The 20325-nt window shown below is 58.7% G+C and carries 22 protein-coding genes; 11 read left to right on the plus strand and 11 right to left on the minus strand.

What is annotated here, in order from left to right:
• Positions 1-49: 49 nt before the first annotated feature.
• From phrB to FHW68_RS25240, 4 genes are all read right to left on the minus strand, one after another.
• Positions 50-1498, minus strand: a complete 1449-nt coding sequence (gene phrB, locus FHW68_RS25225; protein WP_095630756.1) for a deoxyribodipyrimidine photo-lyase — start codon at positions 1496-1498, stop codon at positions 50-52.
• A gap of 34 nt (positions 1499-1532) precedes the next feature.
• On the minus strand, positions 1533-2474 hold the full coding sequence (locus FHW68_RS25230) for a MerR family transcriptional regulator (RefSeq protein WP_095630755.1): 942 nt from the start codon (positions 2472-2474) through the stop codon (positions 1533-1535).
• Positions 2474-3433: a DUF523 and DUF1722 domain-containing protein gene (locus FHW68_RS25235; RefSeq protein WP_183683644.1), complete on the minus strand. Its 960-nt coding sequence runs from the start codon at positions 3431-3433 to the stop codon at positions 2474-2476. The genes FHW68_RS25230 and FHW68_RS25235 overlap by 1 nt, the downstream gene beginning before the upstream one ends.
• A gap of 142 nt (positions 3434-3575) precedes the next feature.
• Entirely contained in the window at positions 3576-4562 is a 987-nt protein-coding gene (locus FHW68_RS25240) for an NAD(P)/FAD-dependent oxidoreductase (RefSeq protein WP_095630753.1), read from the minus strand.
• Between the two features lie 196 nt (positions 4563-4758).
• Here FHW68_RS25240 and FHW68_RS25245 point away from each other — a divergent pair, with 196 nt between their 5' ends.
• Positions 4759-5667: a TIGR01777 family oxidoreductase gene (locus FHW68_RS25245; RefSeq protein ID WP_183683646.1), complete on the plus strand. Its 909-nt coding sequence runs from the start codon at positions 4759-4761 to the stop codon at positions 5665-5667.
• A gap of 8 nt (positions 5668-5675) precedes the next feature.
• Complete coding sequence (gene hemH / locus FHW68_RS25250) at positions 5676-6701, plus strand: ferrochelatase (RefSeq protein ID WP_095630751.1); 1026 nt, start codon at positions 5676-5678, stop codon at positions 6699-6701.
• A gap of 105 nt (positions 6702-6806) precedes the next feature.
• Here the strand turns inward: hemH and FHW68_RS25255 are convergent, their stop codons facing one another.
• On the minus strand, positions 6807-8078 hold the full coding sequence (locus tag FHW68_RS25255; protein WP_183683649.1) for a uracil-xanthine permease family protein: 1272 nt from the start codon (positions 8076-8078) through the stop codon (positions 6807-6809).
• Positions 8079-8080: 2 nt separating this feature from the next.
• The gene (gene upp / locus FHW68_RS25260; RefSeq protein WP_183683651.1) at positions 8081-8719 is read right to left on the minus strand and encodes a uracil phosphoribosyltransferase; all 639 of its coding nucleotides are present in this window, start codon (positions 8717-8719) and stop codon (positions 8081-8083) included.
• Between the two features lie 176 nt (positions 8720-8895).
• Between upp and FHW68_RS25265 the strand changes: the two genes are divergently transcribed.
• On the plus strand, positions 8896-9453 hold the full coding sequence (locus FHW68_RS25265) for a hypoxanthine-guanine phosphoribosyltransferase (protein ID WP_095630748.1): 558 nt from the start codon (positions 8896-8898) through the stop codon (positions 9451-9453).
• Between the two features lie 99 nt (positions 9454-9552).
• Here FHW68_RS25265 and dauA read toward each other — a convergent pair whose 3' ends face one another.
• A complete protein-coding gene (gene dauA, locus FHW68_RS25270) occupies positions 9553-11274 on the minus strand; it encodes a C4-dicarboxylic acid transporter DauA (protein WP_095630747.1) in 1722 nt (573 codons plus the stop codon).
• 154 nt (positions 11275-11428) lie between these two features.
• Between dauA and FHW68_RS25275 the strand changes: the two genes are divergently transcribed.
• On the plus strand, positions 11429-11914 hold the full coding sequence (locus FHW68_RS25275; RefSeq protein WP_095630746.1) for a hypothetical protein: 486 nt from the start codon (positions 11429-11431) through the stop codon (positions 11912-11914).
• 63 nt (positions 11915-11977) lie between these two features.
• Positions 11978-12265: a PA4642 family protein gene (locus tag FHW68_RS25280; RefSeq protein ID WP_183683653.1), complete on the plus strand. Its 288-nt coding sequence runs from the start codon at positions 11978-11980 to the stop codon at positions 12263-12265.
• A 170-nt stretch (positions 12266-12435) separates the two neighbouring features.
• Here the strand turns inward: FHW68_RS25280 and mqo are convergent, their stop codons facing one another.
• The gene (mqo, locus tag FHW68_RS25285; protein WP_095630744.1) at positions 12436-13944 is read right to left on the minus strand and encodes a malate dehydrogenase (quinone); all 1509 of its coding nucleotides are present in this window, start codon (positions 13942-13944) and stop codon (positions 12436-12438) included.
• Between the two features lie 739 nt (positions 13945-14683).
• On the minus strand, positions 14684-14917 hold the full coding sequence (locus FHW68_RS25290) for a hypothetical protein (protein ID WP_095630743.1): 234 nt from the start codon (positions 14915-14917) through the stop codon (positions 14684-14686).
• Between the two features lie 204 nt (positions 14918-15121).
• Here FHW68_RS25290 and FHW68_RS25295 point away from each other — a divergent pair, with 204 nt between their 5' ends.
• Positions 15122-15706 carry a YajG family lipoprotein gene (locus FHW68_RS25295; RefSeq protein WP_095630742.1) on the plus strand — a complete coding sequence of 195 codons (585 nt, stop codon included), beginning with the start codon at positions 15122-15124 and terminating at the stop codon, positions 15704-15706.
• 279 nt (positions 15707-15985) lie between these two features.
• Here the strand turns inward: FHW68_RS25295 and FHW68_RS25300 are convergent, their stop codons facing one another.
• A complete protein-coding gene (locus tag FHW68_RS25300; RefSeq protein ID WP_018929592.1) occupies positions 15986-16192 on the minus strand; it encodes a hypothetical protein in 207 nt (68 codons plus the stop codon).
• A 195-nt stretch (positions 16193-16387) separates the two neighbouring features.
• Here FHW68_RS25300 and FHW68_RS25305 point away from each other — a divergent pair, with 195 nt between their 5' ends.
• Positions 16388-16666: a hypothetical protein gene (locus FHW68_RS25305; protein WP_095630741.1), complete on the plus strand. Its 279-nt coding sequence runs from the start codon at positions 16388-16390 to the stop codon at positions 16664-16666.
• 176 nt (positions 16667-16842) lie between these two features.
• Here the strand turns inward: FHW68_RS25305 and FHW68_RS25310 are convergent, their stop codons facing one another.
• Positions 16843-18006, minus strand: coding sequence for a 1-acyl-sn-glycerol-3-phosphate acyltransferase (locus FHW68_RS25310; protein ID WP_183683656.1), 1164 nt, complete (start codon positions 18004-18006; stop codon positions 16843-16845).
• Positions 18007-18148: 142 nt separating this feature from the next.
• Between FHW68_RS25310 and FHW68_RS25315 the strand changes: the two genes are divergently transcribed.
• The 4 genes from FHW68_RS25315 to FHW68_RS25330 all read left to right on the plus strand — a co-directional run bounded on the left by FHW68_RS25315 (position 18149) and on the right by FHW68_RS25330 (position 20207).
• The gene (locus FHW68_RS25315; protein ID WP_007905243.1) at positions 18149-18331 is read left to right on the plus strand and encodes a CPXCG motif-containing cysteine-rich protein; all 183 of its coding nucleotides are present in this window, start codon (positions 18149-18151) and stop codon (positions 18329-18331) included.
• A gap of 6 nt (positions 18332-18337) precedes the next feature.
• Positions 18338-18598: a putative signal transducing protein gene (locus FHW68_RS25320; RefSeq protein ID WP_095632871.1), complete on the plus strand. Its 261-nt coding sequence runs from the start codon at positions 18338-18340 to the stop codon at positions 18596-18598.
• Positions 18599-18633: 35 nt separating this feature from the next.
• The gene (locus FHW68_RS25325) at positions 18634-19257 is read left to right on the plus strand and encodes an SOS response-associated peptidase (RefSeq protein ID WP_008072136.1); all 624 of its coding nucleotides are present in this window, start codon (positions 18634-18636) and stop codon (positions 19255-19257) included.
• Between the two features lie 131 nt (positions 19258-19388).
• The gene (locus FHW68_RS25330; protein ID WP_095632872.1) at positions 19389-20207 is read left to right on the plus strand and encodes a M48 family metallopeptidase; all 819 of its coding nucleotides are present in this window, start codon (positions 19389-19391) and stop codon (positions 20205-20207) included.
• The last annotated feature ends 118 nt before the right edge of the window (positions 20208-20325 follow it).

The following is a 20325-nucleotide window of genomic DNA, read 5'->3' on the forward strand; positions in this document are numbered from 1 at the left end:
CTCCCTATCTTCCTGATTCAATTCCGTGTTCATACGTAAAACTGCGGTATCAAAGTGATTCCGGCGGCGATAAACCCTGTCGCGACGGCAGGTTCTTGAAAGCGGCCAAGGCCCGTTCGCGGGAAGTGCTCAGGTTGACAATCGGCGATGGATAATCCGTCACGTCGAATAATCCGTGTTGTCTCGCGCGATTGTGCAGGTCTTTTTTGTTCATTCCATTGATCTGTGGCAACCAATGCTTGATGAAAACCCCTTCGGCGTCGAACTTTTCCGACTGGCTCAGTGGGTTGAAAATGCGGAAGTAGGGCACCGAATCGGTGCCGGTGGACGAACTCCACTGCCAGCCACCGTTGTTCGCCGCCAGATCGCCGTCAATCAGATGCCGCATGAAGAATCGCTCGCCTTCACGCCAGTCGATCAGCAGGTTTTTGGTGAGGAACATTGCCACTACCATGCGCAAGCGGTTGTGCATCCAGCCGGTTTCCAGCAATTGGCGCATGGCTGCATCAATGATCGGCAGGCCGGTACGGCCTTGCTGCCAGGCCTGCAGGTCTTGCGGAGCATCACGCCAGGCCAGGGCTTCGGTTTCCGGGCGAAAGGCGCGGTGCCGGGAAACGCGTGGGTAGCCCACCAGAATGTGTTTATAGAATTCGCGCCACAGCAACTCGTTGATCCAGGTGACGACACCGACTTTGCCGCTTTCGAACTCGCCCTGATTGCTTTGCAGTGCGGCGTGCAAACACTGACGAGGGGAGATGACCCCGGCGGTGAGATAGGCCGAGAGCTGGCTGGTGCCGGGTTTGGCCGGGAAATCCCGCTCGTTGTGGTAATCGTCGATCCGTGTGTCGACAAAAGTCTCGAGACGGCGTCGGGCTTCGGTTTCGCCGGCTGGCCAGAGCGCACGCAAGCTGTCGCTGGGCGTGTCGAAACCATCGACGCGCGAGGGCGCTTCGTCGCTGGCGATTCCCAGCGGAGCCTGCATGGAAGGGGCCGAAATCAACGGTGGCAATGAAGCATGCAAACGTTCGTAACAGACCTTGCGGAATTGGCTGAAGACCTGGAAATACGTGCCGGTTCTGGTCAGCACCGTGCCGGGCTTGAGCAGCAATTGATCAAGATAGCTGTAAAAGTCGATGCCTTGGGCTTTCAGCGCTTGGGCCACCGCCGCATCGCGACGGGTTTCATGAACGCCGTATTCCTCGTTGGCGTGCACTGCGTCGATTTTCAATTGCTGGCACAGCTCGAGCAACACCTTGGGTGCGTCATCCCAGCGGGATGCCTTGCGAATCAGCAGCGGGATGTTCAGGGCGTCCAGCGCATGACGTAACTCGCCAAGGTTACGCAGCCAGAAATCCACTTTGCACGGCGCGTCGTCATGGGCCAGCCATTGCTGCGGACTCAGCAAATACACCGCCACGCTTGGGCCGCGGGCTGCGGCGGCCGCGAGGGCGGTGTTGTCGTGTAGACGCAAGTCACTGCGCAGCCAGATCAATTGCATGGTGGTACCCGCACGATCACTGAAAAATACGCCATTAAATGAGCCCGCGCTGAATCAGGCCCTGATGGGCCGACAATGGATCTTCGGCCAGGGACAAGTCAGCAATGGCGGCAGTTCTTGCGGATAACTCGGCGTGGTGAATGCACACCGTTGATCCGGCAATCATTTTTGGGCAGCTGACGCCACTCAATAGTTTCATCAAATGCGCAAGGTTCATGGCTTTGCTGGAATACAGCAGTACACCACGGGCTTGCAGGTGATCGACCGCCAGTGCCAGTTCGCCAGCGGGGAGCGGCCAGTCGAAGACTTCCACCGGGCAATCGACGCTGCTGATCAGCCAGGCGGTGAGCCACAGATAAGGCTCAAGCGGCAGATCCGACTGATTGATCAGCAACAGCGGCGCGGTGCGCAACTGACGATTGTTATGGTAGATCCTTGCGCCGAATTTGCTGCGCAACCAGGAGTAAACAAACACCCGCTCCATTTGCGCGCCGAACTGGCCTTGCCAGCGTTGCTCCAGATCCGCCAGCAATGGCATCAACAATTGTTCACACAAGGTGCGTGGCGGATACAACGCCATCGCTTGATTTACCGTGTCATCGAGGGTGCGTTCGGCCAGCTGAGTGACCGCTTGCAGCAATGACTGGCGCAGCATCAGCCAATCGTTGCCGATGGGGTCGGTAAGCCCCTGAGGCGTGTCGAGCAATTGTTTGACCTGGCTGACCGCCACGCCGCGATTGAGCCAGGTAAGTATCGTCAGGATTCGTTGCACATGTTCGGGGCAGAACAGACGGTGCCCCTTGGGCGTACGTTGAGGCACGATCAGCCCATAGCGCCGTTCCCAGGCGCGCAAGGTCACAGCATTGACGCCGGTCTGCCGGGACACTTCACGAATGGGCAGCCAACCGGCGTCCAGGGCCTTCTTGAAGTCGCTGCCCAGGTCTTCTTTAGCGCTGGTGTCCGGTGGATTTTTCATTAAATCGCGTTTCGCAGGCTGAGGTTTTCCGGGTGCGGTTGCAGGTAAACCTGTTGCGCAATGTACGGATCCGGGTATTGGCGAAAGTAGTGTTTGAGCAACATCAATGGCACCACCAGCGGCACGATACCCCGGCGATATTGGCCGATGACGTGCTGCACTTCCTGTTTGTCTTCAGGGCTGATGGCCTGTTTGAGATAACCGCTGAGGTGTTGCAGTACGTTAGTGTGGGTGCGGCGCGTGGCGCACTTTTTCAGGGCTTTCATCAGCTCGCTGAAATAGCGCGGGCCGATCACTTGCGGGTCGGTTTGTCCCATGTTGCCCAGCAAGTTGCCCAGGGTTTTGTATTGCACCGGGTTGTGGGCCATCAGCAGGTATTTGTAGCGTGAGTGAAAGTCAATGAGGTCGCGCCGGGTCAGGCCCGTCTGCAGCAATTGTTGCCAGGCGCTGTAAGCGAACACGCGGGTGAGAAAGTTTTCCCGCAGCACCGGGTCGTTGAGGCGGCCGTCTTCTTCCACCGGTAAATCAGAATGTGATGCGCAGAAGGCTTGTGCGTAGATACCACGGCTACCGCCGTCCACTGGCGCGCCGTTGGCGTGGTAGACCTTGACCCGCTCCAGCCCGCACGAAGGGGATTTCTGCATGAAGATATAGCCGCAGATGTCATCCAGTTCCAGTGCCATTTTTTGACCGTACTCGGCCAGAGGTCGGGTGACGTTGATCTCAGGGTGGACGGTGCCGACAGCCTCCGGCTGCTCGGGGTTGCCGACCAGGCGGATCGGTTCGCGAGGGATACCCAGGCCAATGGCGACTTCCGGGCACAACGGGACGAAATCGAAATAGTCAGAGAGGATGCGGCTACACAGAGGTGACGCCTTGTGCCCGCCGTTGTAACGCACTTCGGCCCCCATCAGGCAGGCGCTGATGGCGATTTTGGGTTTCATGGCTGCAGGGGACATGGGAGCGCCTCGAATCCAGACCTGTACAGATTATTGGATCTGTACAACATGACTTCATCATAGATTCAAAGGTGTACAAGTCAAAGTTTTTGTATAAGTTTTTTTGTGAGGCTGCTGCCCGCGTCGACAGCAGCGATTCAAGTCATTGCAGGTGTTCATGCAGCCGGCGAGCTGCTTCCTGACCACTGAGCCAGGCACCTTCGACACGGCCGGACAGGCACCAGTCACCGCATACATACAAGCCCAAATTGGCATCGGCCAACGCCCCCCATTCATGGCTGCTGGCAGGCCGGGCGTACAGCCAGCGGTGAGCGAGGCTGAAGGTGGGAGCAGGCATGGCGTCGTTCAGCAATTCGGCGAAGGCACCGTGCAATTGCTCGATCACGGCATCCTTGGGCAGGTCGATATGTTGCCGGCTCCAGGCACTGGTGGCATGCAGCACCCAAGTATCAAGGGTGGTGTCGCGTCCCGGTTTGCTGCGGTTGCGCGCGAGCCAGTCCAGTGGGCTGTCCTGCACGAAGCAACCTTCGATGGAGGTTTCCAGTGGGGTGTCAAACGCCAGGGCGACAGCCCAGGTGGGTTCCATTTTCACCCCGGCGGCGGCACCGGCGAGTTTCGGTGCGGTGGCCAGCAGCGCGGTTGCCTGAGGGGCTGGCGTGGCAATGACGACATGGCTGAACGGGCCGTGAGTGAAGCCGTCGGCGTCTTGCAGATGCCAGTGTTCTTCACCGCGATAGACCTCGGTGATGCGGCAAGCGAACTGCACATCCAGTTTGCCCAGCAGGCCGCGTGTGATCGCGCTCATGCGTGGCGTGCCCACCCAGCGTGTCTGTTCGTCTGGCGAAGGTCTGAGCTGGCCGCCGTGAAAGGTATAGAGCTGCGGCGTCCATACGGCGACCCAGCCGTTGGTTTGCCAGCGCTGGACTTCGGTGACGAAGCGGCGATCGCGAGCAGTGAAATATTGCGCACCCAAGTCCAGAGCACCCGCATCGCTGCGCTTGCTCGACATGCGTCCGCCACTGCCGCGGCTCTTATCGAAAAGCTGAACGACATGCCCGGCCTCCGTCAGGGCCTGGGCGGCTGAGAGTCCGGCGATGCCGGTGCCGATGATTGCGATAGGTACAGTCATAGGGGCCTCGTTTACCTGTCTGTACAGACTACGCCGTGGTTCAAACCTGTACAATATTGTTTTTTGGTATAACTTTTAGCGTTCTCGTTCTGGCAGCTTGGCCTATTGTTAAGCACAGAGCCTGTCCGATTCAAAAGATCCCTGCTTATAAAAATAGACTAGTGATCCGGGTAAAACGCCACGCGAGGAAGAAGTCATGCACATATTGCTGACCGGCGGTACTGGTTTGATAGGACGTCAACTCTGCCGACACTGGTTGAGTCAGGGGCATCACCTGACGGTGTGGAGTCGCACGCCTGCCAAAGTCGCTCAAGTCTGTGGCGCTCAAGTACGTGGAATCGCACGGCTTGAGGACGTGGGTCAAGAGCCGGTGGATGCCATTATCAACCTTGCGGGGGCACCGATTGCCGATCGGCTCTGGACGCACAAACGCAAGGCGTTGTTGTGGAGCAGCCGAATCACCCTGACTGAAACTTTACTGGCCTGGCTCGAAAGTCGCGAGCAGAAACCGCAGATATTGATTTCTGGTTCCGCGATCGGTTGGTACGGCGACGGTGGTGAGCGGGAGTTGACCGAAGAATCGCCACCGGTCATTGATGATTTCGCCAGCCAGTTGTGCGTTGCCTGGGAGGAAACCGCACAGCGCGCCGAAGCCTTGGGCATTCGCGTGATCCTCATTCGTACCGGGTTGGTGCTGTCCGCCGAGGGCGGCTTTTTGTCGCGGCTGCTGTTGCCGTTCAAACTGGGACTGGGCGGGCCTCTGGGCAGTGGTCGGCAGTGGATGTCGTGGATTCATATCAAGGATCAAATCGCCCTGATCGATTTTCTTCTGCACCGCAACGAGGCCAGCGGTCCATATAATGCCTGCGCGCCCAAGCCGGTGCGCAATCGCGAATTCGCCCAAACGTTGGGCAGCGTGTTGCATCGTCCGGCGTTCATGCCGATGCCGACTCTGGTGTTGAAGGTGGGCCTGGGCGAGTTGTCATTGTTGTTGCTGGGTGGCCAGAAGGCCATGCCGGCTCGCTTGCTGGAAGCGGGCTTCACTTTCCAGTTCACCGATTTGCGCGCGGCGTTGGACGATCTGTCCAGCCGCCTTAAACAATAGGACGTTGCATGACCGATCACGCGTTGCTTCTGGTCAATCTGGGTTCACCCGCTTCTACCTCGGTGGCGGATGTGCGCAGCTACCTCAATCAATTTCTGATGGACCCGTACGTGATCGACCTGTCATGGCCGGTGCGGCGTTTGCTGGTGTCGTTGATCCTGATCAAACGCCCCGAGCAATCGGCCCACGCTTATGCGTCGATCTGGTGGGCGGACGGCTCGCCACTGGTGGTACTCAGCCGTCGTCTGCAACGGGCCATGACCGCGCAGTGGACTCACGGGCCGGTAGAACTGGCGATGCGCTATGGCGAGCCATCCATTGAATCGATGCTGGTTCGTCTGGCGGCTCAGGGCCACAAAAAAATCACCCTGGCGCCGCTCTATCCGCAGTTCGCCGACAGCACCGTGACCACGGTGATCGAAGAAGCCAAGCGGGTGGTGCGAGAGAAGAAACTCGACGTGCAGTTCTCGATTCTCCAGCCGTTCTACGATCAGCCGGAATATCTCGATGCGTTGGTGGCCAGTGCCGAGCCTTATTTGCAGCAGGACTACGATCACCTGCTGCTGAGCTTCCATGGCTTGCCGGAACGGCACCTGACCAAAATCGACCCCACCGGACATCATTGCTTCCAGAGCGAAAATTGCTGTCAGAACGCTTCGCCGGAAGTATTAGCCACCTGCTACCGTGCCCAATGCCTGCGCACCGCTTCCGAATTTGCCCGGCGTCTGGGTTTGCCGGATGGCAAGTGGTCGGTGTCGTTCCAGTCGCGTCTGGGGCGAGCCAAGTGGATCGAACCCTATACCGAAGCGCGCCTTGACGAGTTGGCCAAAAGCGGCGTGAAAAAAGTTCTGGTGATGTGCCCGGCGTTCGTTGCCGATTGCATCGAAACCCTGGAAGAGATCGGTGATCGCGGGAAGGAGCAATTCCGCGAAGCGGGAGGGGAGGAGTTGGTGCTGGTGCCGTGCCTCAATGATGACCCGCAATGGGCCAAGGCGTTGAACGCCTTGTGTGAGCGGGCGCCGTTGGCGCTTTAAAAGCATCGCGGGCAAGCCTCGCTCCTACAGGATTGCGTCGTTTTAAAAGTCGACACACATCCTGTAGGAGCGAGGCTTGCCCGCGAAGGCATTCTTAAGGCTGGCTTACAACAGCGGCTCTTGCGCCTTCTTGTGCTTCCAGCTGTGGCCCGGCAGCAACAGGTTCAGCGCAATCGCCACCACCGCACACAGCGCGATGCCTTTGAGACCGAAATCGTCCGGGCCAGTACCGGTGCCGATCAGCACACCGCCAATCCCGAACACCAGCGTCACCGAGACAATCACCAGATTGCGTGCTTCGCCCAGGTCGATCTTGTGGCGAATCATTGTGTTCATCCCCACCGCAGCAATCGAACCGAACAACAGGCAGAGAATCCCGCCCATCACCGGCACCGGAATGCTTTGCAGCAGGGCGCCGAATTTGCCGATGAAGGCCAGGCTGATGGCAAAGATCGCCGCCCAGGTCATGATTTTCGGGTTGTAGTTTTTGGTCAGCATCACCGCGCCAGTCACTTCGGCGTAGGTGGTATTGGGCGGGCCGCCAAACAGACCGGCCGCGGTGGTGGCAATGCCGTCACCGAGCAGGGTGCGGTGCAGGCCGGGGTTCTTCAGGTAATCGCGACCGGTCACGCTACCGACCGCGATCACGCCACCGATGTGCTCGATCGCTGGCGCCAGGGCTACCGGAACGATGAACAGAATCGCCTGCCAGTTGAATTCCGGTGCCGTGAACTGTGGAATCGCAAACCACGGTGCAGCCGCAATCTTCGCGGTGTCGACCACGCCGAAAAAGAACGCCATGGCAAAACCCACCAACACACCGGAGATGATTGGCACCAAGCGAAAAATACCTTTGCCGAACACCGCGACAATCAGCGTGGTCAACAGTGCCGGCATCGAGATCAACATCGCCGTCTGGTAAGCAATCAGCTCGGTACCGTCGCCGGCCTTGCCCATCGCCATGTTGGCGGCGATCGGCGCCATGGCCAGGCCGATGGAAATGATCACCGGGCCAATCACCACCGGTGGTAGCAGGCGGTCGATGAACCCGGTGCCTTTGATCTTCACGGCAAGGCCGAGGAAGGTGTAGACGAAACCCGCCGCCATCACACCGCCCATGGTCGCCGCCAGGCCGAACTGGCCCTTGGCGAGAATGATCGGCGTGATGAAGGCGAAGCTCGAAGCGAGAAACACCGGCACCTGACGCCCGGTGACGATCTGGAACAGAATCGTCCCCAGACCTGCGGTGAACAGCGCCACGTTGGGGTCCAGACCGGTAATCAACGGCATCAACACCAGGGCGCCGAAGGCCACGAACAGCATCTGCGCGCCAGACAGCACCGTGCGCCAGAGCGGATCGTTGAACGCTTGCTGCATGCTCAAGCGTCCTTCTGCTTGGTGCCGAAGATCTTGTCACCGGCATCGCCCAGGCCTGGGATGATGTAACCGTGTTCGTTCAGTTTCTCGTCGATGGAGGCGGTGTAAATGGTCACATCCGGGTGAGCCTTCTCCACGGCGGCGATGCCTTCAGGGGCCGCCACCAGGACCATCGCGCGGATGTCCTTGCAACCGGCCTTTTTCAGCAGGTCGATCGTGGCGACCATCGAGCCACCGGTGGCGAGCATCGGGTCGATGATCATCGCCAGCCGCTCGTCGATTTCCGGCACCAGTTTCTCAAGGTAGGTGTGGGCTTCGAGGGTTTCCTCGTTGCGGGCCACGCCCACGGCGCTGACTTTGGCGCCCGGAATCAGGCTCAGCACGCCTTCGAGCATGCCGATACCGGCGCGCAGGATCGGTACCACGGTAATCTTCTTGCCGGCGATTTTCTCGACCGACACCGTGCCGCACCAGCCTTCGATGTCGTAGCTTTCCAGCGGCAAGTCTTTGGTGGCTTCATAGGTCAGCAGGGCGCCGACTTCCTGAGCGAGCTCACGGAAATTCTTCGTGCTGATGTCAGCGCGGCGCATAAGGCCGAGTTTATGACGGATCAGCGGATGGCGGATCTCGAGGATGGGCATGGGAAAGGCTCCGGCGGCGGGCAAAAAAACCGGTCTAGATTAATCTATCCGAGGGTGTTGTCCTATAGACATACAGAACGTTAGTCCACAAACGCTTGATCTGGCCTCGCTTGATGCGTACCTTTGCCCGCTTTTCCTGAACCGTCCCTCCCCCTCAAATCCCACTGGAGAGCGCCATGTCCGCTGATCTCGAGCATATCCGTCAAATCATGCGAGAGGCTGACTGCCTGTACACCGAAGCTGAAGTCGAGGCGGCCATCGCCCGCGTCGGTGCACAAATCAATGATCAGCTGGCGGAACGCAATCCGGTGGTGTTCTGCGTAATGAACGGCGGGCTGATTTTCTCCGGCAAGCTGCTCACGTACCTGAACTTCCCGCTGGAAGCGTCCTATCTGCACGCTACCCGTTATCGCAATGAAACCAGCGGCGGTGAGCTGTTCTGGAAAGCCAAGCCGGAAGTCTCGTTCATCGACCGTGACGTGCTGATCATCGACGACATCCTCGACGAAGGTCATACCCTGGGCGCGATCATCGACTTCTGCAAACACGCCGGCGCCCGCGCCGTGCACACTGCCGTGCTGATCGACAAGGATCACGACCGCAAGGCTCGCCCGGACCTGAAAGCCGATTTCGTCGGCCTGCCGTGCATCGACCGTTATATCTTCGGTTACGGCATGGACTACAAAGGTTACTGGCGTAACGCCAACGGGATTTTTGCTGTTAAAGGCCTGTAAACCTGATGTGTCTGGGGGCGCGATTTGCCACCAGGCACGTTGTAGCCTGAATGCAAGGCCTCATACCTGTGGCGTGCGCAGTTCGCTCGACCTGCGCGTTCAATCCTGCCCGGCGAGCCAATGTTCGCTTTTGCGTCGAGCCTGCTCCAGATTGTTCACGTAGGCCAACTGGCGCTGTTCCCGATGGATGCCCGCGCGCCTGAATTTCAGGCGCACCCGTGGAGTGGTGCCGACCAGAATCAGGCCGATGCCGTCGGTGCGGTAATCCCTGAGGATATTGTCGAAGGCAGCCAGCGCTGTCATGTCCAGCATGGGCACGGCACTCATTTCGACGATCACCACTTTGACCTGCGGGCTGAATTTGCGCAGTACGCCCAAGGCTTTTTCCGCCGCACCGAAAAACAGCGGCCCGCGTATCGCATAGCAGCGAACATGGTCCGGCATATCCTGTAAGGCTTGATGGAACTCGCGAGGCAGCTCGGCGGTGTCCGTGAGGTCGCTCATGCGTTTGATGAACAACCCGGCGGCCAGCAGCAGGCCGACGGCGACGGCCAGCACCATGTCAAACAACACCGTCAGGCTCAGGCAGGTCAGCAAGACCAGCACATCGCTGCGCGGTGCGATGCGCAAGGTGTGCACGACGTGCCGGGCCTCGCTCATGTTCCACGCCACCATCACCAACAGGGCTGCCAGTGCTGCCATGGGCAAATAGCTGAATACCGGGGCCAGACTCAGGATCGCCACCAGCACCACGGCACTGTGAATAATCGCTGCCAGCGGGGAAAAGGCCCCGGTCCGCACGTTGGTGGCGCTACGGGCAATCGCGGCGGTGGCGGTGATGCCCCCGAACAACGGAGCGATCAAATTGCCCAGGCCCTGGCCCAGCAGTTCGGCATTGGGGTCATGCTTGCTGCCGGTCATGCCATCGGCCACCACCGCACACAGCAGCGATTCAATGGCACCGAGCATCGCAATGGCAAACGCCGGAGCCATCAATTGCCGGATCAGGTCGTAGGACAGTTGCACAGGTTGGCCATTGGCTGCCGGCAGGTTCCACGGCCAATCGAAGCCTGGCAGAAACGGTGGAATACCGGGATGGCTGACGCCGTCGATCACATAGCTGAAGCGCTCGCCCAGCGTTGCCACCGGCAGGCCGACGCGCTCGAGCAATAGACCCAGGATGGCGCCTATTGCCAAGGCCACCAGATGCCCGGGAATTCTGGGTAACAGCCGTGGCCAGAGGATCAATACCGCCAGGCAAACGACGCCGACCAGTGCGTCACCCCACTGTGCGCTGGGCAACGCCTGGATCAGGCCAAGCAGTTGTTCGATGTAATGTTCCGGACGCCCTTCAATGCTCAAACCCAGCAAGTCTTTCAATTGCAGGGTAGCGATGACAATGCCGATTCCGGCGGTAAAACCCAGGGTCACCGGATAGGGGATGTATTGAATCAGCCGTCCGGCCCGAATCAGCCCCAACGCAATCAGGATCAGTCCGGCGAGCATGGTGCAGAGCAATAAACCGCCCAAGCCGTATTGCTGGGTGATGGGCAGCAGAATCACCACGAAGGCAGCCGTCGGCCCACTCACGTTAAACCGTGAACCGCCGGTCAAGGCAATCAGTGGTGCGGCGATCAGTACGGTGTACAAGCCTTGCTGAGGTGGTACACCGACGGCAATTGCCAAGGCCATGGCCAACGGAATGGCAATGATTCCTACGGTTACACCGGCGCTGATATCGCCGCGCAGGCTTTTCAGGCTGTAGCCGGCACGCCAGGTCTGGCGCCAGGCTGCGAACAAGGGCGGTAAGGAAAACGACATGGGCACTCCGCAAAATCATTGATACTGCGCCGAAACATGGCTGAGGGCTCTGGAAGTATGCCCAACCGGATGCTTGAGAGTATTGATCCAGGTCGTTTATTGGTGTGGTCGATCCTCATGCTAGAGTGCGCGGCTACATGATATGGAGTCCGTCATGCGCTTTTTGATTCGATTGAGTGGCAGTTGCCTGCTGGCGTTGAGCTTGGCATTCACCGCTGTTGCAGCCCCTCTGCACGCACAATTCCTGCCGCCGGATGATCTGACCCTGCGCGATGGGCAACCCGAGCAGCAACAACTGCTGCAGGTCAGCGAATATTCGGTGGTGATTGGCAGTCAGCGCCAGTCCAACCAACAGCCGATCCCGGTCACCTCGCCATTACTGATCCGCCTCAAGGGCAAATCCTTGAACAAGGGCGCGACCATCAGCCAGGTGCTGGTCAACTTCGATGGCGAAAGCAAAAGCCTGAAAAAGCCGATCTATGACGAAAAAAGCAAAACATTGACCCTCTATTACCCGCTTGCCCAATACCGGGTGGTGATCGATTTGTTGCGCAATGACACGGTGTATTGCCAGTTCCTCAGCTACGCCAACGGCCATGTCTGGGCCGATCTGCACACGGGCAGCATTCGTCCGCGTTGAGCCCGGCATCAAGGCAGGGGTAAACTGCCCGCCCTGTGAAATGTCTGCGAGCTGGAGTCGGCAATGCGTAAAGATAAGAAGCAAGTGATTGGTGACGAGATCGGCGATGCGCAGATCAAACTGTTCCTCGATTTCGAGCCGGTCGACGCCACTTCGCCATCGCTGCACAAATTGATCAAGGCGTACCGCGGCCTGCGTATCGATGACTTCGAGCGTTTTCTGACGTTCTTTGTCGAAGCCGGCTACGATCTGGACGGCAAGGATGAGCACGGCAATGACTTCGTTGCCCTGATTCAGGATCAGCGCAATGTGGCCGAATACATCGAGCTGATCAACAAGGCTCGCAGTTAAGATCAAAAGATCAGGATCAAAAGATCGCAGCCTCGTTTCACTCGACAGCTCCTACAGGTGGATGCGATCCAATGTAGGAGCTGTCGAGCGAAGCGAGGCTGCGATCTTTTCAGCGGCACAAAAAAACGCCCCGCTCTCAGGGAGGACGGGGCGTTTTTTATGGGGCTGAATCAAGCGTAGCTTGGGGTTTCGCTGCTTTCTTCAACCAGTTCCAGCGCGATGTTGTTCTGCGCATTGATCTTGCGATACAACGCAGCATCGGTTTCCAGCACCTTTTCCCGAGCCGGGAAGATTTCCGCCAGCTTGGCGGCCCATTCACCAGAGGCTTTGTTCGGGAAGCATTTTTCGATCAGCTCAAGCATGATCGAAACAGTCACCGAGGCGCCTGGTGACGCACCGAGCAGGGCCGCAAGCGAACCGTCCTTGGCTGCGACCAGTTCGGTACCGAACTGCAGAACGCCGCCTTTCTTCGGGTCTTTCTTGATGATCTGCACCCGTTGGCCGGCCACTTCCAGGCGCCAGTCTTCGGCTTTTGCCAATGGATAGAAACGACGCAGCGATTCCAGACGCTGTTCCATCGACTGCATGACTTCGCTGACCAGGTATTTGGTCAGGTCCATGTTGTTTTTGGCCACGGCCAGCATCGGACCAATGTTGCCGAGTCGGACCGACATTGGCAGGTCCATGAACGAGCCGTGCTTGAGGAACTTGGTGGTGAAACCGGCATAAGGTCCGAACAGCAGAGACTTCTTGCCATCGACTACTCGGGTGTCCAGGTGCGGCACGGACATCGGTGGAGAACCGACGGCGGCCTGGCTGTAGACCTTGGCCTGGTGCTGCTTGACCACTTCCGGGTTGTCGCAACGCAGCCATTGGCCGCTGATCGGGAAGCCGCCGAAGCCTTTGCTTTCTTCGATGCCCGAAGCTTGCAGCAGTGGCAGCGCCGCACCGCCAGCGCCGAGGAAGACGAATTTGGCGTCGACGTCACGGGTGTTGCCGGTATTGACGTCCTTGATGCTGACAGTCCAGCCGCCGTTATTGCGCTTCAGGTCGGTGACACGCTTGCAGTACTTGACCTGGGCATCGGGCGCGCTGGTCAGGTGTTGGAGCAATTGATTGGTCAGGGCGCCGAAGTTGACGTCGGTACCGTTCATCACGCGGGTGGCGGCGAGGACTTCGTCGGGCGCGCGGCCCGGCATCATCAACGGCATCCACTCGGCCATTTTGGCCTTGTCTTCGGTGTATTCCATGTCCGAGAAGGCATGGTGTTTGATCAGCGTCTTGAAACGTTCCTTGAGGAAGGAAACGCCGTCGTCGCCCTGCACGAAGCTCAGGTGCGGCACAGGGCTGATGAACGACTTGCACGAGCCGAATGTGCCTTTCTTGGTCAGGTAGGACCAGAACTGCTTCGACACCTCGAACTGGGTGTTGATATGCACGGCTTTCTTGATGTCGACGGTGCCGTCGGCGGCCTGCGGCGTGTAGTTCAGCTCACACAGCCCGGCGTGACCGGTACCGGCGTTGTTCCACGGATTGGAACTCTCCGCGGCACCGGAATCCATCAGCTCGACCACTTCCAGCTTGATCGCGGGGTCGAGCTCTTTGAGCAGTACCGCAAGGGTGGCACTCATGATGCCGGCCCCAACCAGTACTACGTCGACTGCTTCGTTATGCGCCATTTAACGCGTCTCCAAAATCTGCAGCACCAAATTGTCGGCATAGCTGCCAGGCGTTCCGGGGCAATGTCAGTGATGCCCCAGGTACCCATGGCCAGGATCGCCATGTCCGAATCTTCGCAATTTTTCGCAACTTCGACGGATGCATGCGGCCTGGCTTCAAGAGTCACATGAACTCATTTCGGCACGCGGCTGGCAATTCGACTTATGGTCGAGACATCCGTTTGTGCAACCAAATCCGTAGCGGACAGGCTTCAGGCCCCGGTGCTCGAGGAATACTCGGTCCTGTGTCGTTGGGCTGTTGTAGACGCTAATGGTGCATGTTCAGACGCAAAACTATTCATTTGCTCGCCACACTCTTGTGAAGTTGTGAAAACCCGTTTTTTTCACGCTCTTTTGAAGACGTGAACCTCAAAAAGGGCTGTCCCAGCCTGGCACCGTGCCCGGATGGATTGCCGCCATGGGATACATGACAGGCAAAACGGGCAAACAGCTCAGTGACCGAGCGTAATGACAGCTCTGCAGATTCGCGAAAAGTGGTGTTTTGCTAAAGGAACAGCAAGCGCGCCAGCTTCACTCGATCTGTGTGGGCGGCTCTCTGTGGGCGGTGCGGGGGTGTCAATACCGAGGCATTGACGATGCTGCGAGGCCCGATCAGGAGACGTCCTTATAATCGGGGGGAGATTGTAACGAAGAAACGCAGGGAAATGGTCGTGTTTAATGACTTTTATTAGGCGTCCGGTCAGGTGGTCAACAGTTGTTGTGCCCGTGCACGTGGCTGGCGCTGGCAGACACGGGCACTGGCGGGCAGGGGATGGTGCAGCCAGTTGAGGCGGATTTCTTCGATTTCGACCCAGCCATCGCCCATGGGCTGGAGGCTGCACTGCTTGAACGCCTGGCAGTGGCCATCGCGGTCGAGCAGGGCAAAGCAGCGATGCAGTGGGCGTGGCGCGAACAGAGAGACAAGAAAACGCATGGCAAAGTACCTTGTGGGTGACTGCTGTAAAGCGTGCCAGTGAGCCATGACGTCCATGTGTAAGGCCGGTGACAGGTGTGTGACAGGAACCGTGCCGGGCCGGGTTTGTCAGAGATTTCAGTAATCGTTGTGCGAAGCTAGTTCGCCGCAGTGGCGCACCGCTATACTGCGGGCCTGTTTGTGCCTGATTCTGGAGAGAAGAGCATGTTGCAACGCTTGTTGTTCGGTTTGATCACTGTGACCAGTTTGACCCTCGTCGGCTGCGCCCACAGCCCGCAACAACTGAACCCGGAACCCAAGCTGACAGCTCAGCTGGCACCGGTCGGCCGTGGTCAGCCGGTGGTGGTGCGTGTGGTGGACGGTCGTCCGTCGCCAACCTTGGGAACGCGTGGTGGCCTGTACCCGGAAACCAGCGCGATCACCGTGCAGGGCGCGCAGATTCTGCCGAAGCTGCAGGCGCAGGCTGAAGCGGCCGTGCGCTTGCTGGGCTTTACCCCGACGGCCAATGCGCTGAATGCACCGCAATTGACCGTGACCCTGGCCGAGCTGAAGTATCAGTCGCCCAAGGAAGGTTTGTATGTGACTGAAGCAACGATTGGCGCGACGTTCCGTTCGGACGTCCAGAATGCCAACCGCCGTTACAGCGGTCGCTACGGTGCGTCGCTCGATCAGCGTTTCGGCATGGCGCCGAATCAGGAAACCAATACCAAACTGGTCAGTGATGTGTTGAGTGATGCGTTGACCCGCTTGTTCAGGGACCCGACGATTGGTCAGGTGCTTGCCGAGTAACGAATTGCGGCTTGTTTAAAGAACCCGGTGTCAGTGATGGCGCCGGGTTTTTTTGTGCCCGAAGATTCATTGTGGAAGCAGGCTTGCCCGCGATTCACCCTCCTGTAGGAGCGAGGCTTGCCCGCGAAAGCGGCCTGACAGCCAACCAATCCCTCGCAGATGCACACGATTCAATTGTGGGAGCGAGCCTGCTCGCGATGGCGGTGTGTATCAGGCTACATCCATGTTGAATGTAAGAAAGCCTTCGCGGGCAAGCCTCGCTCCCACAGGGCGCGACGCTCAAGCCGCCTGCGAATAAAAATCCAGAACACTCACCCCCGTCAGCAAATCCGTCTCCGGCAAGTCTGCATGTTGATGCCCGCCCAGCGCGCAATACACCAGCCAATGCCGGTCCTGTACGTTGAAGGCAAGGCTGCCGACTAAGGTTTGTTGTTCGTCGCTTTGGGCAATGAGGTAGAGGCGGTCCTGGTTTTCGGCGTGGAGCATGACGCAATCCGTGTCAGTTTCGAGGGACGGTAGCGTGACGGATTCAGATGACGGTGCCGTGACACAGGACAGTCATCGGCTAAATGATTTCGTTATTTGTCGGAAAGCGGGGGGCAGGTTGGGGCGGTTTCGGTAGAATCCGCGCCGTGGTCGTCGGTCCGGCGTCTGCTACACCGGTTTGCCTTGAGGTTTGTGATGTCGCTGCAATTGATTTCGCTTCTTACTGCTCATCCCGCCAAATTGATCAATTTGCTGGCCTTATTATTCGCCTTCCCGGGCGGCTGGTTGCTGCACGCCACCCGTCGCCGCGAACAGCGCGCCCTGGCCAGTATCGAGGCGCAGCGCCAACGTCGTCCCAACGTAGAGCCAACGCTGGATTGGGCAACCCTGCGCATGAACCGGTTCTTCTACCGCTTCGGTTTCGCCTGCCTCGGGATGGCGTTGCTGGTGTCGTGGATCAGCACGCGGGTCTGAAGAACTGACACAAGACCCTGTGGCGAGGGAGCTTGCTGTGGCGAGGGGGCTTGCCCCCGTTGGAGTGCGCAGCACTCCCATCCCCGTACATGAACCTGAAATGGGGCCGCTTCGCAGCCCAACGGGGGCAAGCCCCCTCGCCACAGGGCGCCGTTGTCGTATCCAGCCAAAATCGCTTAAAGCGGCAACCCGGCCTTGACCCGATACTGATTGCGCACCGGTGTCGCATATTGCAGCACCAGGAACGGACGATGCTCCTCAGGGCAAGCCTCCAGCCGGCGTTGCCATTCTTCCTGTGCCTTGGCCAGTTCGTCCGCCGCAAATACCTCGGCCGCTTTCGGCACCTGTAGTTGCGGGTCGGCGTCTTTCCACTGCGCATACGCCAGGTAATGCACCGGGAACAACCGATAACCGCCAAGAATCTGCTTGTCTATTTCGGTCGCCAATTGCTTGGTGTCTTCGAACAATTCGGTGATCGGCGCGGCAAAATTCACATGGACCCGGCCTTTGTAACCGGTGATACCTTTGGCGATGCTCACGTCATCCTCGCCCGGCACCTTGGTGTAGCTGCCGGTGGTGGCTCGGATGTACAGCTCGCGCGCTTTGGCCTGGTCGCACGGGTCGTATTCATAGCTGATCGACACCGGAGTGAGGTTCAACGAGCGGATGACTTCGCCGAACGGTTCGTCCTTGCGGCTCATGTGAAACATCTTGAGGATCGCCGACTCGGTGCGGTCGTCGCCGTCCTTGGCCCGGCCTTCAGCCTGGGCGATCCAGATCGAGGCGCAGTCGTTACGGATCGAGTGATTGATGTACGCCGACAGTAACTGATACGCCGCCATTTTTTCCCGGCGACCGGTGATCGAACGGTGCACGATGAAACTCTTGTTCAGGCGCATCAAATCGCTGACAAAAGGCTTTTGCAGCAAGTTGTCACCAATGGCGATGCGCGGGGTCGGCAGGCCGGCGTGGTACACGGCGTAGTTGACGAAGGCCGGGTCCATCACGATGTCGCGGTGGTTGGCGATGAACAGGTAGGCGCTGCCGGACTTGAACTGCTCGACGCCGGTGTATGTCACGCCGTCGGTTGCACGTTCGATGGTGTGGTCGACATAGAACTCGACTTTGTCTTGCAGCGTAGCCACCGAATTGACCCCGGCGAACTCACGGCGCAGCCGATGCGATATAAGAGGTTTGAGCATCCAGCCGAAGGCACCGGCATAGCGCGGGAAGCGGAAGTGGATGAGGATATCTAGAAACGCCTTGTCGCCCAGCAGCCGGTTCAGTACTGCCGGGACTTCGCTGTCGTCGTAAGGTCGGATGGCATCGAATTCGCCCATCATGCTCTCTTGTTAGAAACGGCTAGTGTAAGTAAAGGTTTTGATCGAAAACCAACGGGGCACGGTCTGAAAAGTTAGCCAGACGAAAATAGCCCTGCAAATAGACCGGCGATTATACGCACAAGTCACTTGGGAGACCGCGATGCTGGAAACCGAGCGCTATGAATGCCCCTATTGCGGTGAAGAGTCTGAGGCTGTTCTGGACTTGTCCGGCGGCGATCAGACCTATATCGAAGATTGCCCTGTGTGTTGCCGCCCCATCACTTTTGTTTTGCAGACTGACGGTCACGAATGGTTGCTCGAAGTTCATAGCGAAAACGAGTGAGGGTCTATGCAGCGCATCTACGAACCGGAAAACCTGATGGAAGGCGAACTGCTGCAAAGCATGCTCGCCAGCGAAGGCATCGAGGCGCATCTGGTAGGCCGCCATTTGATCGGCGGCACCGGGGAATTGCCGATGTTCGGCTTGCTGGGCTTATCGGTCGAAAACGATCAGGCCGAATACGCCCGGGAGCTGATCACCGCGTACAATGCCGCGCTGCCGCTGTCGGGTGATGAACCGGAGAGTTTTCCCGGCACGCTGGTCTGTTAGGCTGACGTTCGTTTGATCAAGAGTCGTATTGCCCCATGTGTGGACGTTATGCCCTGTTTCGCTGGAACCCCGCCTTCGCGGCCCTGCCCGGATTCCCCGCCGATCAGCAGGCCCAGTGGAATATTTCCCCCAACGATTCGGTGTTGATGCTGCGTGCCGGCGCAGACGGGCAACGTGAGTTGGCCCGCGCCCGCTGGGGCCTGACGCCGCCGTGGCTGACCGACCTTTCCCGCACTCCGGCCCATGCTCGCGCCGAAACCGTGGCCGAACAGCCGATGTTTCGCGAAGCCTTGCGCTTGCGCCGCTGCCTGTTGCCGGCCAATGGTTTTTACGAATGGCGCGGCACTACCCGCAAGCGTCCGTACTGGTTAACTCCGGGGGAGGGTTCGGCGCTGTTCTTCGCGGCGATCTGGGAGGCGTATCCGGTGCAGGAACAGGTGTGGTTGAGTACGGCGGTGATCACCCAGCCGGCTTCGAGTCAGCGTCGCCCGTTGATTCTCGATGCGGCGGGGCAACAAGCCTGGCTCGACCCCGAAACGCCGTTGCATGCCTTGCAGGCGCTGTTGGCCAGCGAACCTGCAGCGTTGCGCGAGCGGGTGCTGGCGAACCTGGTGAATGATCCGAAGCTTAATGGCCCGGAGTGTTTGACCCCGGGTTAAATGGGTTATGTGAAATTTTTCCTACGGTGATGAGGGCTTTGTCTGAAATGTCGGTGCTGCACGTCCGTTGTATCTGGCGCCGATACAAATCCCCACCTAGGATACGCGGCATGTTTCCAGGGAGTTTCTTGATGAATAAGACATTGGTTTTGTGTGCACTGAGCGCGGGTCTGCTGCTCGCCGGTTGTCAGTCGGTCAACACCACTAGCGGTGGGGCCGTGGGCGTTGAGCGCAAGCAATACATGTTCAGCATGTTGTCGACCGCCGAGGTTAACCAGATGTACGCCCAGTCTTATCAAAAGACCGTCGGAGAGGCGAACAGCAAAGGCGTGCTGGACAAAACCAGTAACAATGCCAAGCGCGTCCAGGCGATCTCCAATCGCCTGATTGCCCAGGCGCCAGTGTTCCGTCCGGATTCGGCGCAGTGGCAATGGGAAGTGAACCTGATCAAGAGCGACGAGCTGAACGCTTCCTGCGGGCCTGGCGGCAAGATCATTTTTTACTCCGGGCTGATCGACACCCTGCAACTCACCGACGATGAAATCGCCGCCATTATCGGCCATGAAATCGCCCACGCCCTGCGCGAGCACGGCCGGGAAGCGATGTCCAGGGCTTACGGTATCGAAATGGCCAAGCAGGGTGCTGGTGCGTTGTTCGGCCTGGGCGAGGGTGGCCTGATGATGGCGGACACCGTGGCGAAATATGGCATGACCTTGCCCAACAGTCGCGGCAATGAAAACGAGGCTGACCTGATCGGCCTCGAATTGGCCGCCCGCGCCGGGTACAACCCGAACGCCGCGATCACGCTGTGGAACAAGATGAGCAAAGCCTCCAATGGTGCACCACCAGAGTTCCTGAGCACTCACCCGGCGTCGGCCAGTCGGATTTCTGCCTTGCAGGCGGCGATTCCGAAGGTGATGCCGTTGTATGAGAAAGCATCGAAACCCTGATAGATAGGTATTGATGCCGCTGACGCCTTCGCGGGCAAGCCTCGCTCCTACATCTATGGTTACCCCCTTTTCTGCAATACTGTTTTTGATGCGTGTTTGGCTTGCTTTCATCTATCCG

Origin of the sequence: Pseudomonas sp. Tn43, from assembly GCF_014192635.1 — a bacterium.
Lineage (GTDB): Bacteria > Pseudomonadota > Gammaproteobacteria > Pseudomonadales > Pseudomonadaceae > Aquipseudomonas.